Origin of the sequence: Stenotrophomonas sp. CCNWLW57 (assembly GCF_037203925.1) — a bacterium.
In the GTDB taxonomy this organism is placed as follows: domain Bacteria; phylum Pseudomonadota; class Gammaproteobacteria; order Xanthomonadales; family Xanthomonadaceae; genus Stenotrophomonas; species Stenotrophomonas rhizophila_A.
On sequence record NZ_JBBCBJ010000001.1, the window covers coordinates 795945 to 822852 of the forward strand.

Annotated in this window: 20 protein-coding genes; 11 read left to right on the plus strand and 9 right to left on the minus strand. The window is 67.8% G+C overall.

Annotated features, from left to right (window positions below; translation table 11 throughout):
* Positions 1-8: 8 nt before the first annotated feature.
* A complete protein-coding gene (locus tag V9K91_RS03510) occupies positions 9-5747 on the plus strand; it encodes a hypothetical protein (protein ID WP_336442693.1) in 5739 nt (1912 codons plus the stop codon).
* 19 nt (positions 5748-5766) lie between these two features.
* Here the strand turns inward: V9K91_RS03510 and V9K91_RS03515 are convergent, their stop codons facing one another.
* Together V9K91_RS03515 and V9K91_RS03520 are read right to left on the minus strand one after the other, a co-directional pair.
* On the minus strand, positions 5767-8139 hold the full coding sequence (locus V9K91_RS03515) for a DUF3772 domain-containing protein (RefSeq protein WP_083214292.1): 2373 nt from the start codon (positions 8137-8139) through the stop codon (positions 5767-5769).
* A gap of 141 nt (positions 8140-8280) precedes the next feature.
* Complete coding sequence (locus V9K91_RS03520) at positions 8281-8529, minus strand: hypothetical protein (protein ID WP_068854856.1); 249 nt, start codon at positions 8527-8529, stop codon at positions 8281-8283.
* A 157-nt stretch (positions 8530-8686) separates the two neighbouring features.
* Between V9K91_RS03520 and V9K91_RS03525 the strand changes: the two genes are divergently transcribed.
* The 3 genes from V9K91_RS03525 (at position 8687) to V9K91_RS03535 (ending at position 11024) form a co-directional block, all read left to right on the plus strand.
* Entirely contained in the window at positions 8687-9181 is a 495-nt protein-coding gene (locus V9K91_RS03525; RefSeq protein WP_336442694.1) for a lipocalin family protein, read from the plus strand.
* 6 nt (positions 9182-9187) lie between these two features.
* Positions 9188-10399 carry an FAD-dependent oxidoreductase gene (locus tag V9K91_RS03530; protein ID WP_210131238.1) on the plus strand — a complete coding sequence of 404 codons (1212 nt, stop codon included), beginning with the start codon at positions 9188-9190 and terminating at the stop codon, positions 10397-10399.
* 121 nt (positions 10400-10520) lie between these two features.
* The gene (locus tag V9K91_RS03535) at positions 10521-11024 is read left to right on the plus strand and encodes a hypothetical protein (protein WP_068854323.1); all 504 of its coding nucleotides are present in this window, start codon (positions 10521-10523) and stop codon (positions 11022-11024) included.
* Positions 11025-11055: 31 nt separating this feature from the next.
* Here the strand turns inward: V9K91_RS03535 and V9K91_RS03540 are convergent, their stop codons facing one another.
* A complete protein-coding gene (locus V9K91_RS03540; protein ID WP_210131239.1) occupies positions 11056-11490 on the minus strand; it encodes a PepSY domain-containing protein in 435 nt (144 codons plus the stop codon).
* A gap of 201 nt (positions 11491-11691) precedes the next feature.
* Between V9K91_RS03540 and V9K91_RS03545 the strand changes: the two genes are divergently transcribed.
* The 3 genes from V9K91_RS03545 to V9K91_RS03555 are packed head-to-tail and all read left to right on the plus strand — an operon-like array spanning position 11692 to position 13918.
* A complete protein-coding gene (locus V9K91_RS03545; RefSeq protein WP_336442797.1) occupies positions 11692-11934 on the plus strand; it encodes a PepSY domain-containing protein in 243 nt (80 codons plus the stop codon).
* A complete protein-coding gene (locus V9K91_RS03550; protein ID WP_068854324.1) occupies positions 11934-12596 on the plus strand; it encodes a response regulator transcription factor in 663 nt (220 codons plus the stop codon). The genes V9K91_RS03545 and V9K91_RS03550 overlap by 1 nt, the downstream gene beginning before the upstream one ends.
* Complete coding sequence (locus V9K91_RS03555; protein WP_336442695.1) at positions 12593-13918, plus strand: sensor histidine kinase; 1326 nt, start codon at positions 12593-12595, stop codon at positions 13916-13918. Before V9K91_RS03550 ends, V9K91_RS03555 begins: the two co-directional genes overlap by 4 nt.
* A 283-nt stretch (positions 13919-14201) precedes the next feature.
* Here V9K91_RS03555 and V9K91_RS03560 read toward each other — a convergent pair whose 3' ends face one another.
* The gene (locus V9K91_RS03560) at positions 14202-14525 is read right to left on the minus strand and encodes a DUF6122 family protein (protein WP_068854326.1); all 324 of its coding nucleotides are present in this window, start codon (positions 14523-14525) and stop codon (positions 14202-14204) included.
* Between the two features lie 40 nt (positions 14526-14565).
* Complete coding sequence (speA, locus tag V9K91_RS03565) at positions 14566-16455, minus strand: arginine decarboxylase (protein WP_068854327.1); 1890 nt, start codon at positions 16453-16455, stop codon at positions 14566-14568.
* A 149-nt stretch (positions 16456-16604) separates the two neighbouring features.
* On the opposite strand from speA, the gene speE reads away from it, so the two are divergent.
* Positions 16605-17459 carry a polyamine aminopropyltransferase gene (gene speE, locus V9K91_RS03570; RefSeq protein ID WP_068854328.1) on the plus strand — a complete coding sequence of 285 codons (855 nt, stop codon included), beginning with the start codon at positions 16605-16607 and terminating at the stop codon, positions 17457-17459.
* Positions 17460-17547: 88 nt separating this feature from the next.
* Here the strand turns inward: speE and V9K91_RS03575 are convergent, their stop codons facing one another.
* On the minus strand, positions 17548-18453 hold the full coding sequence (locus V9K91_RS03575) for an aspartyl/asparaginyl beta-hydroxylase domain-containing protein (RefSeq protein ID WP_176472607.1): 906 nt from the start codon (positions 18451-18453) through the stop codon (positions 17548-17550).
* 456 nt (positions 18454-18909) lie between these two features.
* Between V9K91_RS03575 and V9K91_RS03580 the strand changes: the two genes are divergently transcribed.
* Positions 18910-19557 carry an RIO1 family regulatory kinase/ATPase gene (locus V9K91_RS03580; RefSeq protein ID WP_184125935.1) on the plus strand — a complete coding sequence of 216 codons (648 nt, stop codon included), beginning with the start codon at positions 18910-18912 and terminating at the stop codon, positions 19555-19557.
* Here the strand turns inward: V9K91_RS03580 and V9K91_RS03585 are convergent.
* Complete coding sequence (locus tag V9K91_RS03585; RefSeq protein ID WP_068854331.1) at positions 19554-19892, minus strand: P-II family nitrogen regulator; 339 nt, start codon at positions 19890-19892, stop codon at positions 19554-19556. The genes V9K91_RS03580 and V9K91_RS03585 overlap by 4 nt on opposite strands.
* Before the next feature lie 171 nt (positions 19893-20063).
* On the opposite strand from V9K91_RS03585, the gene V9K91_RS03590 reads away from it, so the two are divergent.
* Both V9K91_RS03590 and V9K91_RS03595 read left to right on the plus strand, forming a co-directional pair.
* Positions 20064-20333, plus strand: a complete 270-nt coding sequence (locus V9K91_RS03590) for an accessory factor UbiK family protein (RefSeq protein WP_336442696.1) — start codon at positions 20064-20066, stop codon at positions 20331-20333.
* A 12-nt stretch (positions 20334-20345) separates the two neighbouring features.
* A complete protein-coding gene (locus V9K91_RS03595; protein ID WP_336442697.1) occupies positions 20346-21848 on the plus strand; it encodes a YifB family Mg chelatase-like AAA ATPase in 1503 nt (500 codons plus the stop codon).
* Positions 21849-21998: 150 nt separating this feature from the next.
* Here the strand turns inward: V9K91_RS03595 and V9K91_RS03600 are convergent, their stop codons facing one another.
* Entirely contained in the window at positions 21999-23789 is a 1791-nt protein-coding gene (locus V9K91_RS03600) for an asparagine synthase-related protein (RefSeq protein ID WP_336442698.1), read from the minus strand.
* A gap of 340 nt (positions 23790-24129) precedes the next feature.
* Complete coding sequence (locus V9K91_RS03605; RefSeq protein WP_336442699.1) at positions 24130-26877, minus strand: TonB-dependent receptor; 2748 nt, start codon at positions 26875-26877, stop codon at positions 24130-24132.
* Positions 26878-26908: the final 31 nt, after the last annotated feature.

Sequence of the window (26908 nt, forward strand, 5' to 3'; positions counted from 1 at the left end):
CCCGTCTGATGGCCCTGCTGGTCGACGCAACACCGGATGAGCTTGCTGCGCACCTTGCCCAGGCCGTACGGGACACACCCGTAGCAGCGCGCCGGCCTGCGCTGTTGCAGGCCATGGCCGGTTGGCAAGCGGCACCCTCGCCTGCGCCCGATGCGTGGCACCGGGAGTGCACGCAGGTGGTCGCTGCCATCGTCAGCGGCCTGGGCCGCCTGCAGTGCCGGCGTGCCGCGGGCATCGCCCTGCACGGCATCGCCAACCTGGCACTCGGGCCGCAGGGCGCCCAGCTGCTGACCTGGACCCAGCAGGCCAGTGCGCTGCCCCGCCTGCTGCAGGAAGGAACCGCGCTGCCCTGGCTGTGCTGGCTCAGCCAGCTTCCGCTCCCGACGTTGCGCGGCGGTGCATGGGTGGAGGCGTTGATCGCGGCGTTTCCCGCCTGGCTGGAGGCACTGCTGCAGCAGGCCGATGCCGCGCACGCGTCCCTGCACGCCCAGCTGCAGTTGCCCGCCTCGCCCCTGCGCCTGGCGCTGCTCGCTACCGCGTGGGCACTGTGGTTCCAGCAGCGGCCCTGCGACCGGCCCGGCACGCGCACCGGACAACGGATTGCCACGCTTCCGGCCGTGCTGGAACGGCTCGACCTGCTTGGTACCGGCGCACGTCGTCTCTGTACGCCCGTGGCTGACGCCACGGCGCTGGCGCCACTGGCACGGGCGATGCAGCGCTTGCCCGCTGCGGCGTCGGGGGCGGAAACCACCCGCCTGCTGGCACCGACCCTGCCGGTTGCGGTCGCTGCGGCGGCGGTGCTTCCTGCCATCGCCGCTGCGCACCCGCAGCGACGCACGGCGGCCGTCTTCGGTACGCTGGCGGCGGCGGCACTGGGGGGCGGCCTGGTGGCCTGGTCGCGGAATCCGTCGGCCGCCGTAGCGACGGCGGGCAGGACGCCACGCGCGGTTGTGCACACCCGCGCCGCGTCAAGCGGCTCCGACATCGGGCCACGCGACGATGCAGGCCTGCAGGACCAGGCAATGCTGCTGCAGGCGTTGTGGACGCTGCGCGATACCGCCTCGGCGGCCGGGACCGCGAGCCTCCCGGAGCACGCGTTCGCACCCGTCGAAGGTTCGCCGTTTGCGTTGGCCGTGCGCGCGGTCCGCCAGCAGTTGATGTGGCTTTACCGGCAGGACGATTTCCTGCAGACCCTGTACGACGAACGCACGCCCCCCTCTTCGCTCGTGGTCGCCAATGGCAGCCTGAGCGGAACGCGTGCCACCTCCGGCATGCGGGTCGTGCTGCATGGGCAGCCGGATGCGCCAGAGCGCATCCTCTGGTCCTCGCCCACCGAAACGATGTTGAACGACCTGCAGCGCACCGTGCGCGAGGCGGGCGGCTGCTTCGACAACGCCGTCAGCGCGCGGCTGGCCTGTGCACTGGGCTTCTATCTCGACCAGGACATGCACGAAGCCGAGTACGCGCCCGCCCTGCTCGACCCGCTCATCCAGCGCCTTGAGCACCGCCTGCAGCAGCAGCCGGACGGACACATCCGCGCGACCAACGAAACCAGCACGCTGTTGCGGTTGAAGCAGCAGGTCCACGCGCTGAAGGCGATCCCGATCCGCGGCATGGAACCCACATGGTCCAGCTGGCGACCGGATCCCCGCTCACACCTGGGCCACAACGCCGCGCTGGCACGCAGCGTGCTGCTGCAGCTGTCGCAGCGCCCGGAGGTGATCGCGTTGTGCTGGCATCACCATGTGGATCCCACCCAGCTGGAGTATCCCGCGCACGGCCCGGTGCGCGCCCGTGCCCTTGGAGGAGCGCGCATGGCGACGTTGTTCGAGGCCGGGCAGCCACCGGCAGTGCTGGCCCCGCTCGACACGATGCTGCGCGGCATCGCCACGCTGCTGCACGCGCCGGTGCGCTCGGACGGTCGGCTTCGGGTGCCGGAAATGCTGGCCTACTACGCCGCGCCGCTGCCTGCGGTGCCGATGGACGATGCGCAGTTCGACGAGTGCCTGGCCGCGCTCGACCGGCAGCTCGCACCCGCGCTTCCAGGCATCCCCGCAAGCGCGCGGCTGGAGGTCGAGTGGGACGACCGCAGCGACTCCCCGCCACAGCAGGATCACCAGCGCCTGCTGGATCGGTTGTGGGAGCGCTTCGACAGCGCACCGGCGACATGGGACGACGCGCTCGCGCACCAGGGCCTGGTACCCGCCGACGGGTCGCCACTGCATGCCGCATGGCAGGCCGGGCAGCAGCGGCTGCAGCAGGTGTTCGAGCAACCCGGGGTGTGGCTGGCGATGCGACAGGCCAATGCGACGTTCCATTCCCTGCGCGTTGGCGCCGACGGCATCACCGCCCGCGTGCGTGGCTCCGGGCGCAGCGTGGTGATCGCCGACGGCCTGACCGACCCGCTACCCGGGCTGCTGCTGGACCAGCTCGACGCTTTGTACCGGATCACGGATCGCCTGGGACGCTTCTCTCCCGGCACAGCCGTGCCCCTGATCAACGCGCTGCAGTTCCATGGCGCGCTTCCCGCGCCTGCCCAGCTGCCGTGCCCAGCCCCGGTAGCGTGCACCCAGGCGCAGCTGCTGGAGGCCATCGCCCGTGTCCACGCAAGCTGGCAGCGCCGCGCCGGCCCCCTGCCGCCGTGGCGGCAGGCCAGCAACGAACTCCAGGACCTGGGCCGCTTGCTTGCGCGGCGCGCCGATGCGGCCACGGTCGTCCATCGCCCTGCGCTGGGCACCGCCACGGCGACCACGCTGCAGGCGGCCCTGCCGGCGTTCGCGCGCCTCATCGCGGACCCGGCGACGCTCGAACTGCTCCAACGCGAGCGTCTCGCTCCACGGTGGATGTCGGTGGATGCGGACGGATCCCTGCGGGTGCAGGACGCGGCAGGTACGCTGCACCTGTTCAACCAGACCCAGGCACTGGACGCGCTGCCCGTCGCACCGTGGGGCGCACTGCGCGAGGTGGCCAGCCAGCTGGGCGGCGTGGTCCGTTCCGATGGCCGGGCCAACGTCTCCGACATACTTGCCGTCCATGGTGGCTGTGGGCCACGCGAGGCCGGCCACCTTGATGGCCCTGCGCGATGCGTGGAACGCCTGCTCGGCGAACTGAGGCTGGGCATGCGCGCCGACCTGCTGCACGCGGCGGACGCGTTGGACGCAGCCGACCTGGACCAGGTAAGGCAAACCACCACCCGATTCCTCGCCCAGCGCGCGCCTGGCGAACAGACCCTGCTGGAGTACCTGGCCCGGCCCCTGCTGCAGCAGGGCGAGATGACCGTGGACCAGTTGCACCGCGCCAGCCACTACCTGGCCGCCATGGCCCGCACCCCGCGTGCGCTCGCCCTGCAGGCGGCGTTGCTGCGGGACCTGGGCTGGTACACGGGTAGCCATGGGGCACCGACCTCGCCGACGCTGCTGGCCAGCCTGACACGCGTGGCGATCGTGCTCGACCTGGGGCCGCCGTCGGATCGCGATGCGCGCGTGCTGCTGGGCTACCGCCTGCACAAGTACCCCAACTGGGGGCGCACCTTTGCCCAGATACGGCTCGATTTCCACGACTACCTGCGGAGCATGGGCCGCATTCCCGCCTCGCTTCTGGACATGGCAGGCACGCTGGCCCTGCAGGACCACGCGCCGGAGCTGCTGGCCGACGACGTGCCCGCCAACCTGGTGTATGGAAACACCATCGCTTCGATCAACTTCGTCAGTGGCGTGCACCTGGCCGAGCGCCTGCGTCGCGGCCTCTCGCAGCAGATGCGGTTCAGTGAGCTGATCACCCTCTCGGCCGAGCTTGCCGGGGACGGCGCGATACCCGACGTGGTCAGGCAGCTGACCCTCGACGCACGCCGCCTGCCCACGCTGGACTGGTATGTGTACCGGCAACTGGAACAGCACGCCGCGCTTTCCTCGCCGCTGTCGCCGAGCGCACGCATCGAGGCCGCGCTGCGTGCGTTCGACCAGCGGGTGAGCGACATCGAACAGGCCATAGGCGATGTACTGGCGCCGCTGCCATATCGCATGCCGCTGGTGGAAGCCGAAATCCGCCGGGTATTCCCACGCTTCCCTGGGGTGCTCGCCGACGAGCCGTGGAACTCCACGGAGTTCCGCCTGTGCAATGACGACAACCATTTCGGACGCAGCTTTCCGTTCCATGAAATCGTCGCGGCCGGTGTACTGCGCGGCGGGGCCGCGGCGTGGCGGCCGTGCCGCACCTTCGTTCCCGACTCCCCGCTCAACCAGGCCCAGGGCAACCCCCGCTACGAAGCGGCGCTGCAGACCGCTTACGCGCGTATGAAGCCGGGCCTGGCCCGGCTGGCTGATATCAACGCGCGTTACCAGAAGCGCTTCGATGCTTACTTCCGCAAGGCCCGACGCGGCTACGGGGTGCTTATCGAGGAGGCGTTGTACCAGCGCCCCGAGGAAGAACGCGCGGCCCTCCTGCGCGGAGATGTGCAGGTGTTCACCCTGCGCACCCACGAACCGGAGCTGGAGGCCGGGCAGGAAACCCGCAACGACACCGATCCCTACCGGGGCCGTTTCGGCGTGGTGTACACGCTGACGCTGGCGGGGCAGCCGCGCCACTTCCAGCTGTTCCCGCTGCAGAGCCGGATACTTCCCCTGCAGCTGGAGGGCGCGCTGCCGCTCGGCGGTGCGCTGCAGAACCGCAAGGTGCGGCTGCGCAGCGGCAACGTCGCCACGGTGCAGGTGCGTCGTGGCACCTCGTTGCCGGTGGACTGGGAGGCCTACGCCTCGGACAGGGCACCGGAAGCGGGGCGCTCCTCGGACGTGATCGTCGAGCCGCTGCTGGCGCCGCCGCTGGGCGGCGGCAGCGCGCCGCGCTCGCCGTTCCATGCCCTGGTCCACCCGGTGCAGGAGGGGTTTTTCTGGCTGGACGCTGCTGCCTTCCTTCGCGAAGGCTGGGCACCCACCAGTTTCGAGGACCACCTGGAAGACGCGCCGCTGTGGCTGAAGACAGTGGACTTCGTCGTGCCGTTCGTCGAAAACGTGCGCCGCATCTCCTCGAAGAACCGCAACGAATTCGCGATGGCCGCCTTCGGGTTGTACCTCGAATGGATCATCGTGGTCGGGCCGGTGATCGGCGGCGTGGCCAAGGTGCTGATGCGGCCCGGCCTGAAGATGACGATGCCGCGCTTCGCCGAGCTGTCGCGGGTGCTGGGCCGGGGCACGCTGGATGCGCTCAATCCTGCCGCAGGCAGCGTGGCACTGGTGCGGGTAGGCGTCAGCGTCGTGCAACGCACTGCGCGCGGCAACCTGCGCTTCCTGTGGTCGTTCCTGGACCCCAACCGCCCCCCGGCGCGCGCCGCGGGCGTGCGCTGGGCCATGCGCGAGGGCATGGCCATTGCCAAGGAAGGCAGCTCGCTGGCATCGCCGCTGTACGAGATCAAGGTACGCACGGTGGACGGCATTCCTGGCGCCATGGTGTCCCCGCCGCCGGTGGCCAGCGGCAGCCGCACCCTGCACCTGGTCGACCCGGCCACGCTCACCCTGTATGGCCCGGCGCTGCAGGAGCGGCTGGGCGAAGGCGGCGGTGCCGCCGGCATGCTGATCAAGGTCGGCGGCAGCCCGCGTACCCCGCATGTCTCACCCGGCAAGGCGCTCAAACCGATCAAACAGGGACCCAAAGCGTCCGACGAAGACAACGGGGACGAGCCGTCACCGCTGCAGCCGCCCGTGGTCCTGCTGCCCGATCAGGGCCCCCTGGGCGTGCCCGCGGCCCGCCCATGAGGGGGGCTGCGGCGTGGCATCACGGTGCCTGGGGCGGGGCCGGATCGCGCACCAGGTGGATGTCGGTCGGCGACGACAGCGCGATACCGGCGGCGGCAAACTTCTGCAGCATCGTGAAGTACAGGTCGCTGCGTACGCCATACACCGCGCGCGGGCCGGAGGTATAGGCGAAGCTGTTGATCGCCACCTGGCCGTTGGCGATGGAATCGATGAACACCGACGGCGCCGGGTCGGCCAGCACGCCCACATGGTCGGTGTATGCATCCAGCAGGGTCTGCCGCACCATCGCCACATCGGTACTGAGCGGCACGGTGAACTGGATCTGGATGCGCCCCTGCGCGTTGCCCATCGTCATGTTGCGGATGGTCTTGGTGATCAGTTCGGAGTTGGGCACGATCAGCGTGGATTTGTCGCCCACCTGGATCTCGGTGGAACGCACGTTGATGCGCCTGATGTCGCCTTCCTGGTCGCCGAGCTTTACCCAGTCACCGATCTTCACCGGTCGCTCGGCCAGCAGGATCAGCCCGGAGACGAAGTTCTGGGTGATCGCCTGCAGGCCGAAACCAATACCCACCGACAGCGCGCTCACCACCAGCGCCAGTTTTTCGAAGCCGATGCCGAGCGCGGTCAGGCTCCACAGCACCGCTGCGATGATGCCCAGGTAGCGGGTCACGGTGCTGATCGAATTGCGCGCGCCCGCATCCAGCTCGGTCTTGGGCAGGTAGGTGTCGGTGAGCCAGCGCTGGAACGCCTGCATCACCGCCCACACCAGCAGGAAGGCCAGCACCGCATACAGCACGCTGCTGGGCTTGAGCACCAGGTTGTCGCCCAGGCTGATGCCCTTGGACAAGGTGTCCAGGCCGCCATACAACGCGCTGAGATTGCCCAGTGGCGCGGTCAGTGCCATTACCGCAAGCAGGATCACGCAGATGCGCAGCCCGGCCGAGAGCAGCACACCGGCCTGCACCACCCGCGATTCGCTCAGCCCGGTGGTCAGCAGCACGGTGCGGCCGACGCTGCTGGTCGGACACAGCAGCCACGTGGCCAGATCGTCGGCGAACTTCATCAGCAGCGACGCCGCCAGCAGCACCACCGCGCCCCAGACCAGCTGTTGGGCCACGAACAGTGCAAGATTGAGGTAGCCCAGCAGCGTGGCGATCACCGCAGCAGCCACCACGATGTGCCCGGCCAGCCGTGCGACCACGATCCAGCCGCTGCGACGCGGCGGGCCCTTGGCCTTGCCGTCCGATTGCGCCTGTGCTTCGAGTTTTGCCTCCGCCTCGTCGGTCTGGCGCCGGTGCAGGCGCGCCAGCGAGACCAGGATGGCGATGATGAGCGCCATGTAGGTGATGGCGATCAGCCCGTCCACCGCCACCGTGGTGATTGCACTGGTGCGCGCGGCGCGGTTGAGCGCCATCAGCACGATGCTGATCCAGGTCAGCGCGGCGGCGCCCCACGCGTACTTGCGCAGGCGCCACGCGGCGGCGTCATCCAGGTTGAGCAGGCGCCACGACGGGCGCTTGGGCACCAGCAGCGCCGCACTCAGCGCGGTGATGAAAGCCGCGATATAGGTGGCCACCTGGATGCTGAACACTACTTTTTCCAGCCGCGGTGGAATCGCTCCGATGGCATCCAGCGCGCCGAAGAACACCACGCAGGCCAGGCCCGGCAGCATCGTGCCCACCACCAGCAGCCACACCGCCAGGCCGGAGCGGCGCAGGCGCCCGTCCGGGGCCCGTTCGGACTGCGCATAGCGGCGCCCAGCCGCACGCAGCCACAGGCGCAGCGGGAAGAACAGCAGCAGCGCCACTGCCAGGCCGGTCAGCGGCGCGGTCCAGCCATGCTGCGCGATCGCCTTGCGGGCCGTGGTTTCGGCCTGCCGGTAAATCTGCCCCAGCTCCTGCAGGTCGGCCGGCACGTCACGGGCGAATTTGCGCCAAAGCGAGGGCGACAGCGGTGAGTTGACCTTGCGGGCCAGGTCCTCGCTGAGCTGGGTGACGCGCATTTTCTCGATATCCGCGCCCAGCTGCTTGGCATCCACCGCGAGCAGCTTGGCCCGCGCAACGGCAGCGGCGATATCGGCACGCTGCTGGGTCAGCGACCTGCGCTGCTGGGCCACTTCGCGCGCTTCCACGGTGCCTTCCGGCACCGTGCCCAACTGGGTCAGGCGGGTATCGAGCTGGTCCAGCTCCGGCTGCAGGGCGGCCTGCGCATCGTCGGCATCGCGCTGCACGGCCATGGCCCGTTCGAACAACGGCGTGAGCGTCTCGCGGGTCTCCGCGTCCGGCAATGCGGTACGGATCGCCTTGAGCTCTTTGTCGGCCTGGTTGAGCTGGGTCTTGGCCTCGGCTGCCGGATCGTCAGGCGCCTGCGCCCAGGCCCCGGGGGCCATGAACAGCCAGGTGAACAACAACAGACCGGCCAGCGGCCGCAGCAGGGGGAAACGATGACGGAAGGACAAAACCAGCACCCAGGGTTCACGCGGACATGCCGGGGACTATAAACCGGGCCTCGTTCACACCGGGTATGCAACTCAGTACTTCAGGCGCAGCTCCTCGACCTGCGGCTGCAGGGCCGCGTACCAGTCCTGGAATTCCTCCTCGCTGATCTCCTCCGGCGCATACACCGCGATCTCGTCCCACGCATGATCGGTCGGCAGCGGTTGGCGCGGGCCGGCCCGCAGCGAGTACGTCACGCCCTCGTGGTCCACCACATCGTCCACCGTTTCCCACTGTGCGCGGGCGAAGCCGCTGTCGCTCTTGAGCAGGATCACCTGGTACATCCGCACCTCCATTGAACGGGTCCGGGCCAGCATAGCGCCGCGTCGGCGCGCCCGGCATGACGCCGCCACAACGTACCGTTCCAGCGCGCGTCTCGGCTTCACTCCGCCATGGCGGCGGCCCGGGCATGTTGGCCACCACCTCTTCGACGATGCCCCCATGACCACCCACCCCGACCTGAAGACCGTTGCCGACCTCAAGCTGCCGCGCTACCTGGGCACCTGGTACGAAATCGCCCGCCTGCCCATGAGCCACGAGCCGGTCGACTGTACCGATGTAACGGCCAACTACACCCTCATCGACGATGGCCACGTCGCCGTGGTCAACAAATGCCGCGTGGATGGTGAGATCGAAGAAGCCCACGGCGAGGCCTGCCCGGTAGACAAGGATCCCGCCCGGCTGCAGGTCACCTTCCTGCCCAAGGGGCTGCGCTGGCTTCCGTTCACCAAGGGCGACTACTGGATCATCCAGGTCGCCCCGGACTACAGCGTGGCGCTGGTCGGCAGCCCGGACCGCAAGTACCTGTGGCTGCTGGCGCGCGAGCCGCACCTGGATGCCACCACCCAGGAGCACTACCTGGCGCAGGCGCGCCAGCAGGACTTCGACCTGACCCCGCTGATCCACACCCCGCAGACCGGCCACCCGACTGCCTGATCCCCAATGGACCTCAAAAGCGGGTATCCCTTCTGGGCGGTCAGCAACGGGCTGATGCACGCCTTCCCACCGCTGCGCGAGGACCGGAGCTGCGACGTGCTGGTGGTGGGCGGCGGCATCAGCGGCGCGCTGATCGCCAACGAGCTGTGCGCGCACGGCCATGACGTGGTGCTGGTCGAGCAGCGCGACATCGGCTGGGGCAGTACCTCCGCCAGTACCGCACTGCTGCAGTACGAAATCGATACGCACCTGGTCGACCTGGCCAGGCAGTACGGAGAGCGCGATGCGGTGCTGGCCTACCGCGCCTGCGCCGAGGCGATCCCGGCGCTGCGCGAGGTGGCCGCCGGTTTCCGCGGCGTGGATTGCCAGCCCATGCAGAGCCTGTACTACGCCAGCAAGCGCCGCCACCGTTCGCCCCTGCAGGACGAGTACGCGCTGCGCCACAAACATGGTTTCGACGTGCGCTGGCTGGATGCCGACGCCGTCCGTGCCGAATATGGCATCGCCGCGCCGGGGGCGATCCTCAGCGCGCTGGCGGCGCGCGTGGACCCCTACCAGCTCACCTACCGGCTGCTCATGCGGCTGGCCAAGGCCGGCTGCGCGGTGCACGACCGCACCGTATTGCACACGCTGCAGCCCACCGCGCGCGGGGTGACCGCTACCACACCCGAGGGCCTGCGCATCCGTGCGCGCCACGTGGTGCTGGCCACCGGCTATGCCGGCCAGCGCTGGCTGAAGCAGAAAGTGGCCCGCAACCGCAGCAGCTACGCCTTCATCACCGACCCGATCGATGCGGCGGCACTGGGGCCATTGGTGGACACCATGGTGTGGGAGTCCGCGCGGCCCTACCTGTACATGCGCAGCACCGGCGACCATCGGCTGCTGGTCGGCGGTGAGGACGACGCAGTGGATATCCCGGCGCGGCGCGACAGCCGGGTGGCCGGCAAGACCGGCACCCTGCTCAAACAGGTGGCCAGGCTGTTCCCGCACCTGCCGCTGCAGCCGGCGTTCTCCTGGGGCGGCACCTTTGCCGAAACCGAAGACGGGCTTCCGTTCTTCGGCCCGCACCCGCAATGGGGGCCCCGGGTGCTGTTCGCGATGGCCTACGGCGGCAACGGCATCACCTACTCGATGATCGGCGCGGGCCTGCTGCGGGCCCGGATCGAGCGCCGAAAGCACCCGCTGGCGGGCCTGTTCGGGTTTGAACGGCTGGGTTGAATGTGGCGACCCACCGTTCCCACGATGGTTCCCCTTGCATGCGGGGCCACGACAGGCATCATTCAAGCAACGGCTGCTAGCGTCAGCGCTGTCGGCCGCCTTGCCTGCCCCGGAGCTTCCCATGATCCGCCCGCTTTCCCTGCTGCTGTGCCTGTTGGCCCCTGGTGTCGCGCTGGCGCAGTCCGCTGCCGGTGCCACCGGCCCGCAGTCGGCGACCGATCTGGACCTGTCGGTGCCGCAGAAGCCAATGCAGTACCTCAACGATCCCACCCTGCGCGGTGACCCGCCCGGCACCTTCTATGGCGACAAGAGCGGCCGCCGCGCGCTCCCGCGCGATGGCGCGGGCAACGGCATCGCGGAGATCGCCGACGACAAGCTGCGGGTCAACGGCAGCATCACCACCGGCATCGGCTACGCCAAGGGCTTTGGCAACACGCACTACAATGCGGCCGAGTTGAACCTCAACAAGAATTACACCAACGACGACGGCAAGACCCGCAACATGAACCTCAACATCCAGATCAGCGAGGGCAAGGGCCCTGGCTTCTATGGACCGTATGGGGGCGGTTACGGGTACGGCCGCGGCTACTGGGACGCCGCCGGTCCCGGTCCGGTGGGCTGGTAACCGGCTGCATATTGCGTCCTGCAGGCGAGGCTCAGTCGAACCAGCCGTCGCGGCGGCTGCTCAGCACCCGGCCATCGTGACCGCTCATGCGCACGTCCACGCGCTGGTTGCGGGCGTTGCGTGCTTCCAGCGTCCAGGTGGCGCCGTCACGCTCCACCGATTCGATGTGGGTCAGCCCGGCCTTGCCGGCCAGGGTGAGGATCTTCCCGGCATCGAGCAGCGCACGGCCATCGCGCGGGTCGAAGATCTCGCCCGTGGCCGGGTCGATGATCACATCGTCGACACTGCCGTCGGCACGGGTGACATCGGCTTCCCACACGCCGTCGTCGCGCTCCAGTTCGTGCACCTGGGTGTAACCGGCAGTGCGCAGCTTGGCCTGCACGTCGGCAGCGGACAGATCGGCAGCGAAGGCCGGGGCGGTGGTGAAGGCGGTCGCCAGGGCGGCGGCAAGGATCAGCTTGTTCATGGGGGAGTTCCTGAAAGAGGCACCGGACCATCCCGGCGCCGCCAGTCTGGCAAGCGCGCTTAAGCGAAGCATGAGCCCGCCTGTCAGGAAACGTTTAAGCACCCCGCGTATACCGTAGGCAGCCCTTTTCCTGACCGGCTTTCCATGACCGCCCTGTCGTTGCTGCTTCCCCTGCTGTTGACCGCCACCGCGCAGGACCCCATGCGGGTCCTCGATGGCGGTGTGCGCCAGCAGCAGGCGGTGCGCCAGGCGGTCGAGCAGGGTCGCTACGTGCCCCTGAAGTCCGTGGTCCAGGACGCGCTGCGCCGATATCCCGGCCAGCTGCTGGAGGTGGAGCTGGATGACGGCAAGTACGAGATCGAGATCCTCGGTGCCAATGGCGTGGTGATGGAGCTGGACTATGATGCGACCAGCGGCCGCCTGATCAAGATGGAAGAGGACTGATGCGACTCCTGCTTGCCGAGGACGATGCCCTGCTCGCCAGCCAGCTGCAACTGCTGCTCGAGGATGCCGGCTACGTGGTGGTCCACAGCAGCGAGGGCATCGATGCGGAGTACCAGGGCCAGGTGGAGGACATCGCCGCGGCGATCGTCGACCTTGGCCTGCCCGGCCTGGACGGCCTGAGCGTGATCGAGCGCTGGCGCGAGGCCGGCCGTGATTTCCCGGTGCTGGTGTTGACCGCGCGCACGCGCTGGCACGACAAGCTGGCCGGCTTCGATGCCGGTGCCGATGACTTCCTGACCAAACCGTTCCAGCCCGAAGAACTGCTGCTGCGGCTGCGCGCGTTGATCCGCCGCAGCGCCGGCCACGCCAGCCCGCGCCTGCAATGCGGACCGCTGCGCCTGGACGTCAACGCCGGCCGCTTCGAACTGGACGGCGTGCTGCTGCCGTTGAGCCCGCAGGAACATCGCATCCTGAGCTACTTCATGCACCACCCGGACGTAGTGATCAGCCGCTCGCGCCTGGGTGAGCACGTGTACGAGGCGGGGTTCGACCCGGATTCCAACACGCTGGATGTGTTGATCGGGCGCATCCGCCGCAAACTCGGCAGCACCCTCATCCATACCCATCGCGGCCAGGGCTTCCGGCTGTCGGCGCAGCCATGAACACCCGCTCGCTGCGCAGCCGCCTGCTGCTGGCCGGTGGCCTGGGCATGGTGCTGGTTTCGGCATTGGCCACATGGTGGCTGGGCGCCATGTACGAGCATTCAGCGCGTACCGCGATGGACCAGCAGCTGGGCAAGGACCTGATCGCGGTGCTTGCGCTGGTGGAAACCGATGCCCAGGGAGGCATGCAGGTGCGCGGCGAGCTGGGCGACGAACACTACCGCCGCGTGTTCTCCGGCGCCTACTGGCAGCTGCAGGACGCGCAGGGCCGCCCGCTGGGCCAGTCGCGCTCGCTGTGGGATGAGACCCTCGCGGTGCCGGCCACACTGCGCACCGGGCCGGCCCAGGCGTTCGACATCACCGGCCCGCTGCAGCAGCCGCTGCGTGCGCTGGCCCAGCAGGTCACCCTGCCCCGCGCAGGCACCCCGTTGCAGGTGGTGGTGGCCACCGACCGCAGCCAGCTCGACGCGCAGGTGACGGCGTTCCGCCAACGCACCGCGCTGGCGCTGATCGTGCTGATCGCGCTGTGGTTCGCGGTGCTGGTCACCCAGGTGCATTACGGGCTGCGTCCTCTCGCGGAACTGGGGCGCATCGCCGAGCAGGTGCGTAATGGCGAGAACGTGCGGTTTCCGCAGCAGGGGCTGGTGAAGGAAGTCGCGCCGTTGGCCGGCGAGCTCAACGCGCTGCTGGACCACCACGGCCGCATGGTGCTGCGTGCGCGGCGCAGCGCCGAGGACCTGGCGCATGCGCTGAAGACACCGCTCACCGTGCTCACCACCGAGGCGGCCGGCGATGGTCGCGACTGGCGGCGCACCCTGCGCGGCGAAACCGCACGCATGCAGGCCAGCATCGACCGCTATCTTGCCGTGGGTGTCGCCGCCGATCACCAGCAGCGCACCCCGGTGGCACCGGTCATCTCGGCGCTGTGTTCGCTGATGCAGCGTGTGCATGCCGAGCGCGAAGTGGTGTTCGCCTGCGACGCGGAAGCGGTCGGCGTGTTCGCCGGTGCACGCGAGGACCTGGAAGAGATGCTGGGCAACCTGCTCGACAACGCAGGCAAGTGGGCCGCGAAGCGGGTGGAGGTTACGGTGGCCCACGCTGGAAACCGCCTGCGCATCGAGGTCAGCGACGATGGCAGTGGCCTGCCGGACGCCGATCTGGAGCGCGTGCTCGGCCGTGGCGTACGACTGGACCAGCGCGCGCCCGGCAGCGGCCTGGGCCTGGCGATCGTGGCGGACATTGCCGAGAGTTACGGCGGCAGCCTGGTGCTGCGCAATGGCGCGCCGGGGTTGCAGGCGATGTTGACGTTGCCAGCGGGTTGACGACCCGACGGTCGATGTTGATGTTGCGAGCGGGTTGGCGGCCCGACGGGTGATGTTGACGTTGCCAGCGGGTTGACGACCCGACGGGTGATGTTGACGTTGCCAGCGGGTTGGCGGCCCGACGGGCGATGTTGACGTTGCAAGCGGGTTGGCGGCCCGACGGGTAGCGCCGACTGTTAGTCGGCTGCCTTTGGCGACAGACAACCAACGCCCGGATCCCGCGCTTCGCGCGGCGGCCGACTAACAGTCGGCACTACCGGGCTGAGCGTTATCGGGTTGAGCGCTACCGGGCTGAGTGCATCCACCAACAATCGATTGCATCCAGCACGATGTGGATGATCAACCCGATTCCAAACAGCCGCGTCTTCTTCGGTACACACAGTCCCGCATACACCGCGATGGCCGGGGCGGTATGCAACGGATGGAAACCGATGCTGCAGCGGTTCGGCGCATAGATCGGGTCTGCCAGCAGATGGTCCAGGTCGATGATCCAGCCCAGCAGCAGCAGCGCCCAGGCCGACAGGAACCGCTTGCGCCAGAACATCCACGCCAGCAGGGCCGGCACGGCCGCGTGCAGGAACAGATGGAAAAAGGCGCGGCTGCTCATCGAACAGCCGCGCCATGCGCCTTGAAGCGGCGCGCGCCGATCAGAGCAGCGGCTCGTCGGACAGGTAGGTGTAGCCGGTCAGGCCCGCCTCCAGCGCCTCGGACAGCTCCTGCGCGCGTTCCGGCGACAGTCTGGCCGCCGCCACCCGCTCGGCATAGCTGGCGCGCAGGTCGGCCAGGCTGTAGCCCACGTAGTCCAGCATCACATCGGTGGTGTCGCCGCGCCGCTGCTGGGTGATCGCGTAACCATCGGCGTCGGCCCGCACTTCGACCGCGTCGGTATCGCCGAACAGGTTGTGGATGTCGCCCAGGATTTCCTGGTAGGCACCGACCATGAAGAAGCCGATACGGTAGCTTTCGCCCGGCCGTACCGCATGCAGCGGCAGCGAGGTATCCAGGCTCTCGTTCTCGACATAGGTCTTGACCATGCCGTCCGAATCGCAGGTCATGTCGGCGATGATGCCGCGGCGCTGCGGCTGCTCGTCCAGGCGCTCGATCGGTACGATCGGGAACACCTGGTCGATCGCCCACGCATCGGGAATCGACTCGAACACGCTGAAGTTGACGAAGTACTTGTCCACCAGCCGCTCGTTCAACTCATCCAGTGCCGGGCGGTGGCTCTTCTCGTCATAGCTCAGGCGTGCACGCACGGCATGGGCGATGGCGTAGAACAGGTCATCGATGCGCGCCCGCTGCGGCAGGTCGATCTGGCCCAGCGCATAGCTGGACAGGCCTTCGGCATGGAAGTGCTGCGCTTCCTGGAACAGCTCCACCGCCGGGCGCTGGTCCAGGTCGTCATGGATTTCACGCAGGTGGCGGATCGCGGCCGGCTCGTCGTCGTGCTGGTCGGGCACGCGGCCTTCCTGCGCTTCTTCGACTTCGGACACGTTGGCGATCAGCACCGCGTGGTGCGCGGTCATCGCGCGGCCGCACTCGGTGACGATCCGCGGCGGGGTCAGGCCGTGCTCTTCGCAGGCATTGGCCAGCGGCTGCACGATGTTGCCGGCATACGAATCCAGCCCGTAATTGATCGAGCAGAAGCTGCGCGAACGGGTGCCTTCGTAATCCACGCCCAGCCCGCCGCCCACGTCCACGTGGGTGATCTTCGCGCCCAGGCGCGACAGCTCCACGAAGTAGCGGGTGGCTTCGCGCATGCCGTTGGCGATGTCGCGCACGTTGGAAATCTGCGACCCCATGTGGAAGTGCAGCAGGCTCAGGCAGTCGGCGTACTCGGTGTCGCGCAGCGACTTCCACAGGTCCAGCAGCTGGCGCGGGGACAGGCCGAACTTGGCCTTGTCGCCGCCGCTGTTCTGCCACTTGCCCGCGCCCAGCGAGGCCAGGCGCATGCGTACGCCCAGGCCCGGCTTCACGTCCAGGGCCTTGGCTTCCTCCAGCACCAGCTTCAGCTCGGAGGGCTTTTCGATGACGATGAAGGTCTGCAGGCCCAGCTTGCGGCCGATCAGGGCCAGGCGGATGTACTCGCGGTCCTTGTAGCCGTTGCAGACGATCAGCCCGCCCGGACGCGACAGCGCCAGCACCGCCATCAGCTCCGGCTTGCTGCCTGCTTCCAGGCCAAAGCCTTCACCGTGGTGGCTGGCCAGGGTGCCGGCCACGCCACGGTGCTGGTTGACCTTGATCGGGTACACCGCCGTATAGCCGCCGGCGTAGTCCCAGTCGGCCTGGGCCTGCCCGAAGGCGGCCTGCAGCTTGCCCAGGCGCTGGCCCAGGATGTCCGGGAAGCGCACCAGCAGCGGCAGCTTGGCCCCGGCTGCGCGCGCGGCGTCCACCACCTTGGGCAGGGACACCACCGGGCCGTCCTGGCCAGTCGGTCTCACCACCATGTGTCCTGCCTGATCCACGTCGAAGTAGCCATCCGCCCAATGCGGAATCGAGTAGGTCTTGCGGGCTTGGTCGAGGGACCAATCGGTCATTGCAGTCGGCCTGGTTGGTAAAAAAGGGGGTGCATGATAACGCCTATATGGCGACAGCTCCGTTATCATGCGCGCCCGCGCCCGTGCCCAGGTTGAAACCTGAACGGGCCTGCCCGGCTCCATCCCCCTCCGAACAGGACCGTTATCCCATGACTGACAACAACAACTGGTACATCGAGCATTTCGAGCGCACCGGCTCGGCCATCGGCTACCGCCTGAAGGGCAAGCTGGATGAAGTGCAGTCGCCGTTCCAGAAGATCGAAATCTTCGCCACCACCGACTGGGGCAACCTGATGACCATCGATGGCGCCATCATGTTGACCAGCAAGGACAACTTCTTCTATCACGAGATGATCAGCCACCCGGTGCTGTTCACCCATGCCGCCCCCAAGCGCGTGGTGATCATCGGCGGCGGCGACTGCGGCACCCTGCGCGAGGTGCTCAAGCACCCGGGCGTGGAGAGCGTGACCCAGTGCGACATCGACGAGCAGGTCACCCGCATGGCCGAGAAGCACTTCCCGGAACTGTGCGACTCCAACGATGACCCGCGCGCCGAACTGATGTTCGACGACGGCGTGGCCTACATGGCCAACTGCCCGGCCGGCAGCGTGGACGTGGTGATCGTCGATTCCACCGATCCGGTCGGCCCGGGTGAGGGCCTGTTCAACAAGGCCTTCTACGAGAGCTGCTTCAAGGCGCTGAAGGAAGACGGCATCCTGGTGCAGCAGTCCGAATCGCCGCTGATGCAGCTGGACCTGATCAACGAAATGCGCACCGAGATGGGCAAGGCCGGCTTCCAGTCGTTCAAGACCCTGCCGTTCCCGCAGCCGTGCTACCCCACCGGCTGGTGGAGCGTGACCCTGGCGCGCAAGGGCCAGAGCAGCTTCGACTTCCGCCAGTCCGATTCGGCCTCGAAGAGCTTCGACACCCTGTACTACACCGCCGCGCTGCACACCGGCGTGCTGGTCACCCCGCCGTTCGTGCAGGCTGCACTGAAGGGCTGATCGAACCGCAGGAAAAGAAAAAAACCCGCGCTGTCGCCAGCGCGGGTTTTTCATTCCGGCAGGTATCGACCGTTGGTCGATACGGGCCTCAAAGGGCCCAGATTCCCGCAATCACCAGCAGCACCAACCCCCACTTGATCGCGTGGTAGGCGAACGCGCTCTTGGCGCGCAGGGCCTTGGCCTTCAGACGCACCTTGTACAGGCCACCGAATGCCTTGTTCACTCCGCCGGTAGGGTCGCCGGGGAAGTTCGGCGAGGCGCCGCCGGCCAGCAGCGTCGATGCCACCGCGCGGTTGAACAGGCCCGGCAGGCCGAATCGCAGCGGGCGGGCGATGTCGCAGAACAGGATCACCCGGTCCGCATCGGTCTCGTTGTGCGCGTGGTGAATGTAGGTTTCATCGAACATCATCCACTCGCCATCGCGCCAGCTTTTGCGGATGCCGTCCACCTCGATGTAGCAGCGGTCATCGTTCGGCGTGGCCAGGCCCAGGTGCAGGCGCAGCGAACCGGCGAACGGGTCGCGGTGCGGGCGCAGCTCGCTGCCCGGCGGCAGTTGGGCGAACATCGCCGCGCGCACGTCCGGGATCGACTCCAGCAACGCCGTGGTCTTCGGGCACAGCTGCTTCGCCGAGGGGTGCGACGGGCCGTACCACTTCAGGTAGAAGCGCTTCCAGCCGCGGCGGAAGAACGAATTGAACCCCGCATCGTTGTAACTGCTCGACGCGGCGATCTTTTCCGCATCGCGCAGCGCCAGCGCCTCGTCGCGGATCATCTGCCAGTTGTCGCGCAGCGGCTGCAGCTGCGGGAACGACTGGCCCGGATCCAGGAACGGCGTGGTCGGCACCTTCGAGAAAAAGTACATGACCACGTTGATCGGGGCCATGAAGCTGGAATGGTCGAGCAGCTGGCGCGACCAGCGCGCGCGTACCTTGCCGCGGTAGTGCACGTACAGCACGCATGCCACGAACAGGGCCACCACAATAATCTTGATCATCAAGCATCCACCGGCCGCTGCCGGACGCCCATACGGGCCAAAAGAGGGGGAGAGCCGGGCGCGACGGAGACGTGCCGTCAGGTGCGGTGCTGCCGCGCAGGCCGTGTTCAACACCGCTATGGTCCGCACCCTTCCTGTCCCGGTCAAGCCGGTCGGACGGGACGTTCATGCCCACCTGTCGAAGCGCCTCGGGGCGGCCGTGGGAACGAGGCATCGGCTCAGGCAGCGGGCACGCAGATACAAGTCATTGATTTTGAATGTTTATCCATGAAGCCACGCGCTGCGCGCCGCGTGAACGCGACAAACTGTTCCACCCCCGGTTATGACATTTTTCCGACAAAGGGTGGTTTGGTGTACTCGCGAGTACTAAAATTAACGAAATCATCACCCTCCCCCATTCAGCAGCACCGGTACGCCTGACGCTTTGCGCCGACCGCCGGGTCGCCCCAGAACGTCATGAATACAATCGTTGCTTCGTGTGTCGACGACACCGCCCCCGCCGAGCTGCTCAAGCGCGGCGAACGCCTGCTTGAACCCGATGTCTACCGCACCTGCCTGAACGGGCAGCCGGCCGTGGTCAAGGACTACACCCGCTACCGCGGCACCCCGCTGTCGCCCATTGCGCGCCTGCTGGTCCGTCGCGAAGCGCGCATCCTGCAGCGCCTGGCCGGCTGGAAACACGCCCCTGCCCTGCTCGGCACCATCGGTGGCCTCGCACTGGGCATGGAGTTCATTCCCGGGCAGACCCTGAGCGCGGCCCAGTCGGTGGGCATCGAAGTGTTCGAGCAGCTGCAGTTCGCGCTCGAGCGCCTGCACGCGGCCGGCATCACCCATAACGACCTGCACGGCACCAACGTGATGGTGAACGGCAACGTGCCGGTGCTGGTGGATTTCACCTCGGCCTGGCGCAGCCCGCGCTGGCTGCCGGTGCACCCGGTATCGCGCCAGCTGCGCCGCAGCGACCGCAAGAACCTGCTGAAGATGCGCCAGCGCCTGACCGGCACCCGCCCCAGCGCCGCCGAAGCGGCCCAGGTGGCCGACCCGCGCTGGGTGGCCAGCGTGCGGGTGGCCTGGAAGCGTTTCTATCGGTGGTTCAAGGGTTAAAGCGCGTCGGCGTCCAGTTCGCCGGTGCGGATCCGCACCACGCTGCCCAGGTCGTAGACGAACACCTTGCCGTCGCCGATCTTGCCGGTGCCGGCGGCCTTGACGATGGCTTCCACCACCTCGTCGACCTGGCCGTCGGTGACTGCCACCTCGATCTTCACCTTCGGCAGGAAATCCACCACGTACTCGGCGCCCCGGTACAGCTCGGTGTGCCCCTTCTGCCGCCCGAAACCCTTGACCTCGGTCACCGTGATCCCGGTGACACCCCGTTCGGCCAGCGCTTCGCGCACGTCATCCAGTTTGAACGGCTTGAGCACCGCCATGACCATCTTCATCTGTTGGCTCCTGTCTTCGCGGCAGAGGATAACGCCTGTCCCCCGGTGAACGCGATGCACCCGCTTCGCACCGGTCCCTGCGCTGCGGATTATCCTTACCCGTGAAGCCTGGCCCGCCTGATGGTGGTTACGGCCTGCCACGCCGAGAATTTCCCCACACGCGGAGACCCCATGATTGACCTCAACCAACTCGATGATCTGGCGCGCCGCCTGAGCGACATGGTCCCACCGGGGCTGCGCCAGTCGCGCGAAGAACTGCAGGCCACCTTCAAGAGCGCGCTCCAGGCCGGCCTGGGCAGGCTGGACCTGGTGACCCGCGAAGAATTCGACGTCCAGCGCGCCGTGCTGCTGCGCACCCGCGAGAAGCTGGAAGCGCTGGAGAAGACCGTGGCCGCGCTGGAAGCCGCCGCCCAACCGCCGGCCGAGCGCCCGGCGCCGTAAGAAGGAAACCCGATGAGCCTGGCGCTGGTGCACAGCCGTGCCCGCGCCGGCGTCCACGCGCCCGCGGTCCGGATCGAAGTCCTCCTCTCCGGCGGTTTGCCGCATACCCAGATCGTCGGCCTGCCCGAAGCGGCGGTGCGCGAGTCGCGCGACCGGGTGCGCGCCGCGCTGGTCTGTGCCCAGTTCGAATACCCGCAGCGGCGCATCCTGATCAACCTGGCCCCGGCTGACCTGCCCAAGGAAGGCGGTCGCTTCGACCTCGCCATCGCGCTGGGCATTCTTGCGGCCAGCGACCAGATCGACCGACAGCTGCTGGCCAACTATGAATTCCTGGGCGAGCTCGCCCTGACCGGGGAGCTGCGTGGCGTGGACGGTGCACTGCCCGCGGCCATCGCGGCAGCGGAGCTGGGCCGGACGCTGATTGTCGCCAGCGCCAACGGCGCCGAGGCCGCGCTCGCCCAGCATGCGGATGTCCGCGTAGCCCGGACCTTGTTGGAGGTGTGCGCCTCGCTGGAAAGCCGCTCGCTGCCCCGTGCCGTGGCGGCGCCGGTGGTGCCGCTGGCGGTGCCCGACCTGCGCGACGTGCGTGGCCAGCAGCAGGCGCGCCGCGCACTGGAAGTGGCCGCTGCTGGGGGGCACCACCTGTTGTTGCTCGGCACACCAGGCTGCGGAAAGACCCTGCTTGCTTCGCGCCTGCCCGGCATCCTGCCCGATGCCAGCGAAGCCGAAGCGCTGGAAACGGCCACCATCGCCTCGTGCAGTGGGGCTGGCATCGACACCGCCCGCTGGCGTCACCGCCCGTACCGCGCGCCCCACCACACCGCCAGCGCCGTGTCGCTGGTCGGCGGCGGCTCGTATCCGCGGCCCGGTGAGATCTCGCTGGCGCACAACGGCGTGCTGTTTCTGGACGAGCTTCCCGAATGGAGCCGGCACACCCTTGAAGTACTACGCGAACCGCTGGAATCGGGAACGGTCATGGTGGCCCGCGCCGCACGCACCCACGCCTTCCCCTCACGCTTCCAGTTGGTGGCGGCGATGAACCCCTGCCCGTGCGGCTGGGCCGGCGACCGCAGCGGTCGCTGCCGCTGCAGCGGCGATGCCATCCAGCGCTATCGCGGGCGCATTTCCGGCCCGCTGCTGGACCGCATCGACCTGCATGTGGTGGTGCCACGGCTGGAGCCGGGTGAGCTGCGCAGCGACGCACCGTGCGGCGAAGACAGCGCCACGGTACGCAGCCGCGTGGTCACGGCGCGCAACGTCCAGCTCGAGCGCAGCGGCAAGGCCAACGCACAACTCCTGCCTTCCGAGCTGGATGCGCACTGCCGCCTGGAGGACAACGACCAGCACCTGCTGGAAGCCGCCGTGGAACAGCTGCAGCTCTCGGCCCGCTCGATGCACCGCATCCTGCGCGTGGCGCGCACGGTGGCGGACCTGGCCAGTTGCGACAAAATCACCACCGCCCATCTGGCCGAGGCCATCGGGTACCGGCAGGTCGACCGGGGCGGAGCGGGCTGATTCACCATCGACCTCAATCCTTGATGACGAACCCTTCGTTGAGGCCCGGCACCTTTCGGAAGCGCCTGCGGAGCCGACGGTACAGTGCGGCCACGCACCACCTTGGCCGCCATGGCTGCTTCGCGGCCTTCGCGGTGCGTGCCTGCGCGGTCATCGCCCGTCTTTCCCGTTCCACTCCCGGTCCCATGCCTGGAACATCAGGACCGGCCAGAGGTGGGTGTGGTACTTCCGGTTGCCGCCGAGGAACGATTTCCATAGTGCCGACACAACCCGCTCATCGAGGATGCCGCGGTTGCGCATGGCAACCGGGTCCAGCAGTTCCTCGGCCCAGTCCCGCAGTGGCCCGTTGAGCCACCGTGCCACCGGGGCACCAAAGCCCTTCTTCGGGCGCCGGGTGTGGTGCTCGGGAAGGAAGCGCTCAAGCGCGCGCTTCAGCACGGCCTTGGTCTCGCCGCGGTGCAGCTTGTGCTCGAACGGAGTGCCCCATGCCGCGCACAGCACCTCATGGTCGAGGAAGGGGCTTCTCGCCTGTACACCGAATGCGCCGAACGCACGGTCCGACTTGGTCATCAGCCCTTCGCTCAGCTCGTTGGTCTGATCCAGGTAGAGCAGCAGCTCACCCGGGTGGCCGCCGGCGGGATGCAGGGTAGTGTCCAGGAACGGATGCGGCGGTTCAGTCGCCGCCTTCAGCGCGCGCGACGGATCGCGCCAGCGCGAGACACGCGCCAGATAGGTTTCGGCAAGCGATCCCGACGTGGCTTCCGCGATAAGCGCCGCAATGCCGCCCAGCCGTGCTCGTTCCGGTGCACGCGAGGCATAGGCCCTGCACACGCTGCGTAGTGGCCCCGGGAGATGCCGGACCAGCCCATGGTTGCGCAGCGCCTTCACGTACGACCCGTGGCCAAAGAAGAGCTCATCGCCGCCATCGCCAGTGAGGATCGTGCTGCACGATGCGCCGGCCGCCTCCGCCGCAAGCAGTGTTGGAATGGCGGACGAGTCGGCATAGGGCTCGCAGAAGACGCGGGGCATCGTCTCGACCAGACGGATCGCATTCGCGTCGTCCATGAGCAGGCGTGTGTGTCGGGTGCCGAGCAACCTGGCCACGTCGGCGGCCCACTCCGATTCGTCATGGCCCGACACATCGAAGCCGACGGAAATCGTCTCCACGGCGTGTGCACTGCGCCGCTGCAGCAACGCTGCAATCAGGCTCGAATCGACGCCACCGGACAGCAAGGTTGCCGTAGCGCCGGCGCGTGACGCGCAGACGGCACGTTCCAGGCTGGCGACCACCCTGTCCACCGAACCGCTCAGCGTTGGCCGCCCGCGCGAGGCGATCTGCGCTTCTGCTTCCTGACGGAGGGCCCAGTAAGGTTCGAATGAGCCTGCCGCATCGCAGGCTGCATCGTGTTCGGGCACGTCGGGCAGGTGGAACACCCGCAAGGCGCCGGCGGGCAGTTTGTAGATGCCACGATAAGCCGTCAGCGGTGCCGGGATGTACCCATGGCGGAACAGCTGGGCGACCGCGCGCGGAGCAACCTCCAGGCACCCGTCGCTTTCCTGCCGGAGCGTCTTCAGCTCGGAGGAGAAGGCCAGCCCGAAGCGGGTGCGCATGAAGTAAAGATCGGATTGGCCCATGCGATCCCGGGCCAGGGTCAGCGTTCGAGCGCGCTCGTCCCAGATGGCCACGCTCACCGGCTCCTGCACGCGGCGCAGGGCATCAACGACGCCCACCGACGCAAGCAGGTTGGCAATGGACCGCGACGCAGAGGTGGGACCTGCTGCCACGCCGGATCCGCCGGTGGCCACGAGGTATCGGCCATCCGGGCTGGAGGCCAGGCAGCGTGCTTCATCGAGCGCCGATACGGTGGCCAGTGCAAGGCCAGCGCCGGGTCGCTCCACTACCTCCGAATGCCGGCCACGGTGCGCCAGGGAATGGGCCAAGCGCCGTGCCGTGGTACTCAACGCGTTGCCGCACACCTCCCTGTGGGCTGTCCAACTTCCTGCAATTGCCGACACGTACTGCTCCACCCGATCAACGCTGCTACTGCCGCATCAGAGCAGGGTGTAGGGCGCGTCCCGCCCGGGCCATGCAAGTACTTTCAAAGCAGCCTTTGGAATGGTGTTGGCGTTCAGGTGGTGGAGGCTTCTGCTCCGTTGCTGGTCATGCGTTACCGGCGGTTGCGCCGTTATCGGCGATTGTTTGGGGACCAACCCTACCGCCGGGGCCCGCGGGGCGTGTGCCGTCGCGATACCTTGGCGGCAGGGTTGGATCCGGTCCTGCTTACTGGAAGTCCAGCGACAGCTCGACGAACATCGAACGGCCGAAGGCGTTGTAGACGCCCTGGTCGTAATACGGCCAGTTGCCGTTGGTGCTGTCCACCGGCGGCCGCTCGTTGGTGAGGTTGTTGGCGGTCAGCAGCACGCTGGCCAGCTTGTTGATGCGGTAGTTGAGCGTGGCGTTCCAGGTCGTCCACGGGCCGATGTTGCGTTCCTCGCCGGTGGCATTCCAGGTCCGCGCGTTGCGCACGCCGTACACGTTGGTGCTGAAAGCACCGATGTTCCAGTTCACGCCCAGCGTTGCGCGGTACTGCAGCTCGTTGGAATAGCCACAGCAGAGCATGTCGTAGACCGGGTCGCCTTCCTGCTGCTGCAGTTCGTGCTTCAGCGGCCGGTAGTAGCCTGCGGTCACCCCGAAATCACCTGCCTGCCCGGCGCTCCAGAGGTAGTCGCCCGATGCCTGGATGCCGGTCTGGCGCTGCTTGGCCAGGTTGATCGGATAGGAGAAGACCTTGGATACGCCGTTGGGATTGAGCGGGTCGGTGGCCGGCAGGCGCTGCACCTGGGCCAGGACCTGGCGACAGGTTGGCGAGTTGATGTCGAATGCCACATCGCCATTCTCGGACGTCCCCAGGCGGCAGTTGGCCTCGGTGGCGAGGATGCTGTCGGTGCCCAGGATGGACACTTCGTTCTCGATCTTCACCGAGTTGTAGTCCAGCGACAGGTTCAGGGCATTGTCCAGCGCCGACCAGACCACGCCATAGGTGAAGGTTTCCGCCGTGATGTCCTTGAGGTCGCGGTTGCCGGTGCTGGAGGACAGCACCGACAGCGATGCCTGCGGGCACTCGTCGAAGTTTTCGGAGGTGTAGCCTGCGCTGCGGCACAGGAAGGTGTCCACGTTGGTGGTGTAGCCGCTGCTCTCGCGCGAATACAGGTAGAACATGTCCGGCGAGCGGAAGGCGGTGGCATAGCTGCCGCGCAGCAGCAGGGAATCGATCGGGCGATATTCCAGGCCGAGCTTCCAGGTCGCCTTGCCGTTGCCACCGCCGCCCTGCAGGGAGTACTTGTCATAGCGCCCCGACAGGTTGGCGCTGAACGTGTCGAAGATCGGTACCTGCAGTTCGGCGCCCACCGCATACAGGTCACGCTGGCCTTCGGCCGAGGTACCTGCGGTCTGGCCACGGAACAGCACGGCGGCATTCGGGTCGGCCGACTGGTTGAAGAACTTCTCGCGGGTGCCCTGCAGGATCATCGCGAAGCCGACATCGCCCGCCGGCAGGCCGAACAACGACGTATTGGTCACCAGCGCGGTCACGCCGGTACGCGACGCCGAAGACGCGGCGCGGTTGGTGCCGCTGAACTGGTCGTACTGCGCGCGGGTGAGGGGCTGGTACAGCACGTCCAGGTTCGGCGCATAGGCTTCATAGCCGTTGACCGTGCCCAGCTGCGGGCCAAGGTAGTAATCGTCAATACCGCCCCTGGCCAGGAAGTCGGTGGACTTGCGGGTGACGTCGGTGCTGGAGCGGTTCACGTACACGTCGTAGTCGAAGCCGGTGTCGCCCAGCCCGCCGCGTGCACCGGCGGTGATGTTCCACGAGCGGGTATAGACGCGCTGGTCCTTCGCGTCCATGCCGACTTCCTCGGGCGCGTAGATGCGCTGCCACTGCTCGTAGTTGCCGGTGGTCTGGTTGTAGAAGGTCTTGTTCCAGAACGGGCTGCCCCCGGAATAGGTGGGCCGGCCGAAGCTGAAGAGGATGTCCGAGTACAGCTCGGTGGTTTCGCTGAGGTGGTAGCGCAGGAAGGTGGTGGCGTTGACGTCCTCGCTCTTGTTGTAGAGCGTGGCGGTGCCGACGTTGTCCGGGCTGCCGCAGTAGTAGCCGGTGCCGGCCGCGTTGCGATGCGCGTAGGTGGTGCTGCCACCGAACAGGTAGGACAGGGGGGCGCAGGTGGCCTGGCCGGGGTCGATGTAGCCGTTGGGGGACATCTGCATGCGCAGGAAGGTGCGCGAGGGGTCCTGCGGCCCGGTCGGGCTGTCGTTGACGCTGTCGATGTAGCTGCGGTCGGAGGCGAAGATGGGCTTCTGCTTGGTGTATTCCAGCCCGTAGCTGAGGTCCAGGTTGCCGAAGGAATGGCCGCTGCTGAAGATGAAGCGCTGGCTGGAGCCGCCGCCATCGCTGTAGCCGCCAGCACGGTAGCGGAAGTGGGTGCCTTCCACCTTGTCCTTCAGCACGATGTTGATCACGCCCGCCACGGCCGACGAGCCGTACACCGACGACTGCCCACCGGTCAGCACGTCGATGCGTTCCACCATGCCCAGCGGAATGTTGGCGATGTCCACGATGCTGGTGTTGCCGTTGTAGGCAAGCGGATAGCTGTTGAGCGGCCGCCCGTTGAGCAGGGTGAGCGTGTAGCTCGGGTCCAGCCCGAACAGGCTGACGGTCTTTGCGCCCGGGGTGTAGAAGCCGGTGCCCTGCGAGTCCTGCACCGAGCCGTTGGCCATCGGCAGCGAGCGCAGCGCATCGAACACCGTGGTGAAGCCCTGTGCCTCGATTTCCTCGGCCGTGATGGTGGTCACCGGCGAAGGCCCTTCGATCTGCGCGCGGGGAATCAGCGAGCCGGTGACGTTCACCGTATCCAGCTGACGGGTGGCCGGCGTAGCGCCTTCTTCGTCGGAGGGGGACGCCTGTGCCTGTGCGGCCAGGGGGTGGAGCAGTACGGATGACACCAGCAACGACAGCAACGTGCGCTTCATCTTGCAGATCTCCAGTACAAGGTCTCCCGGC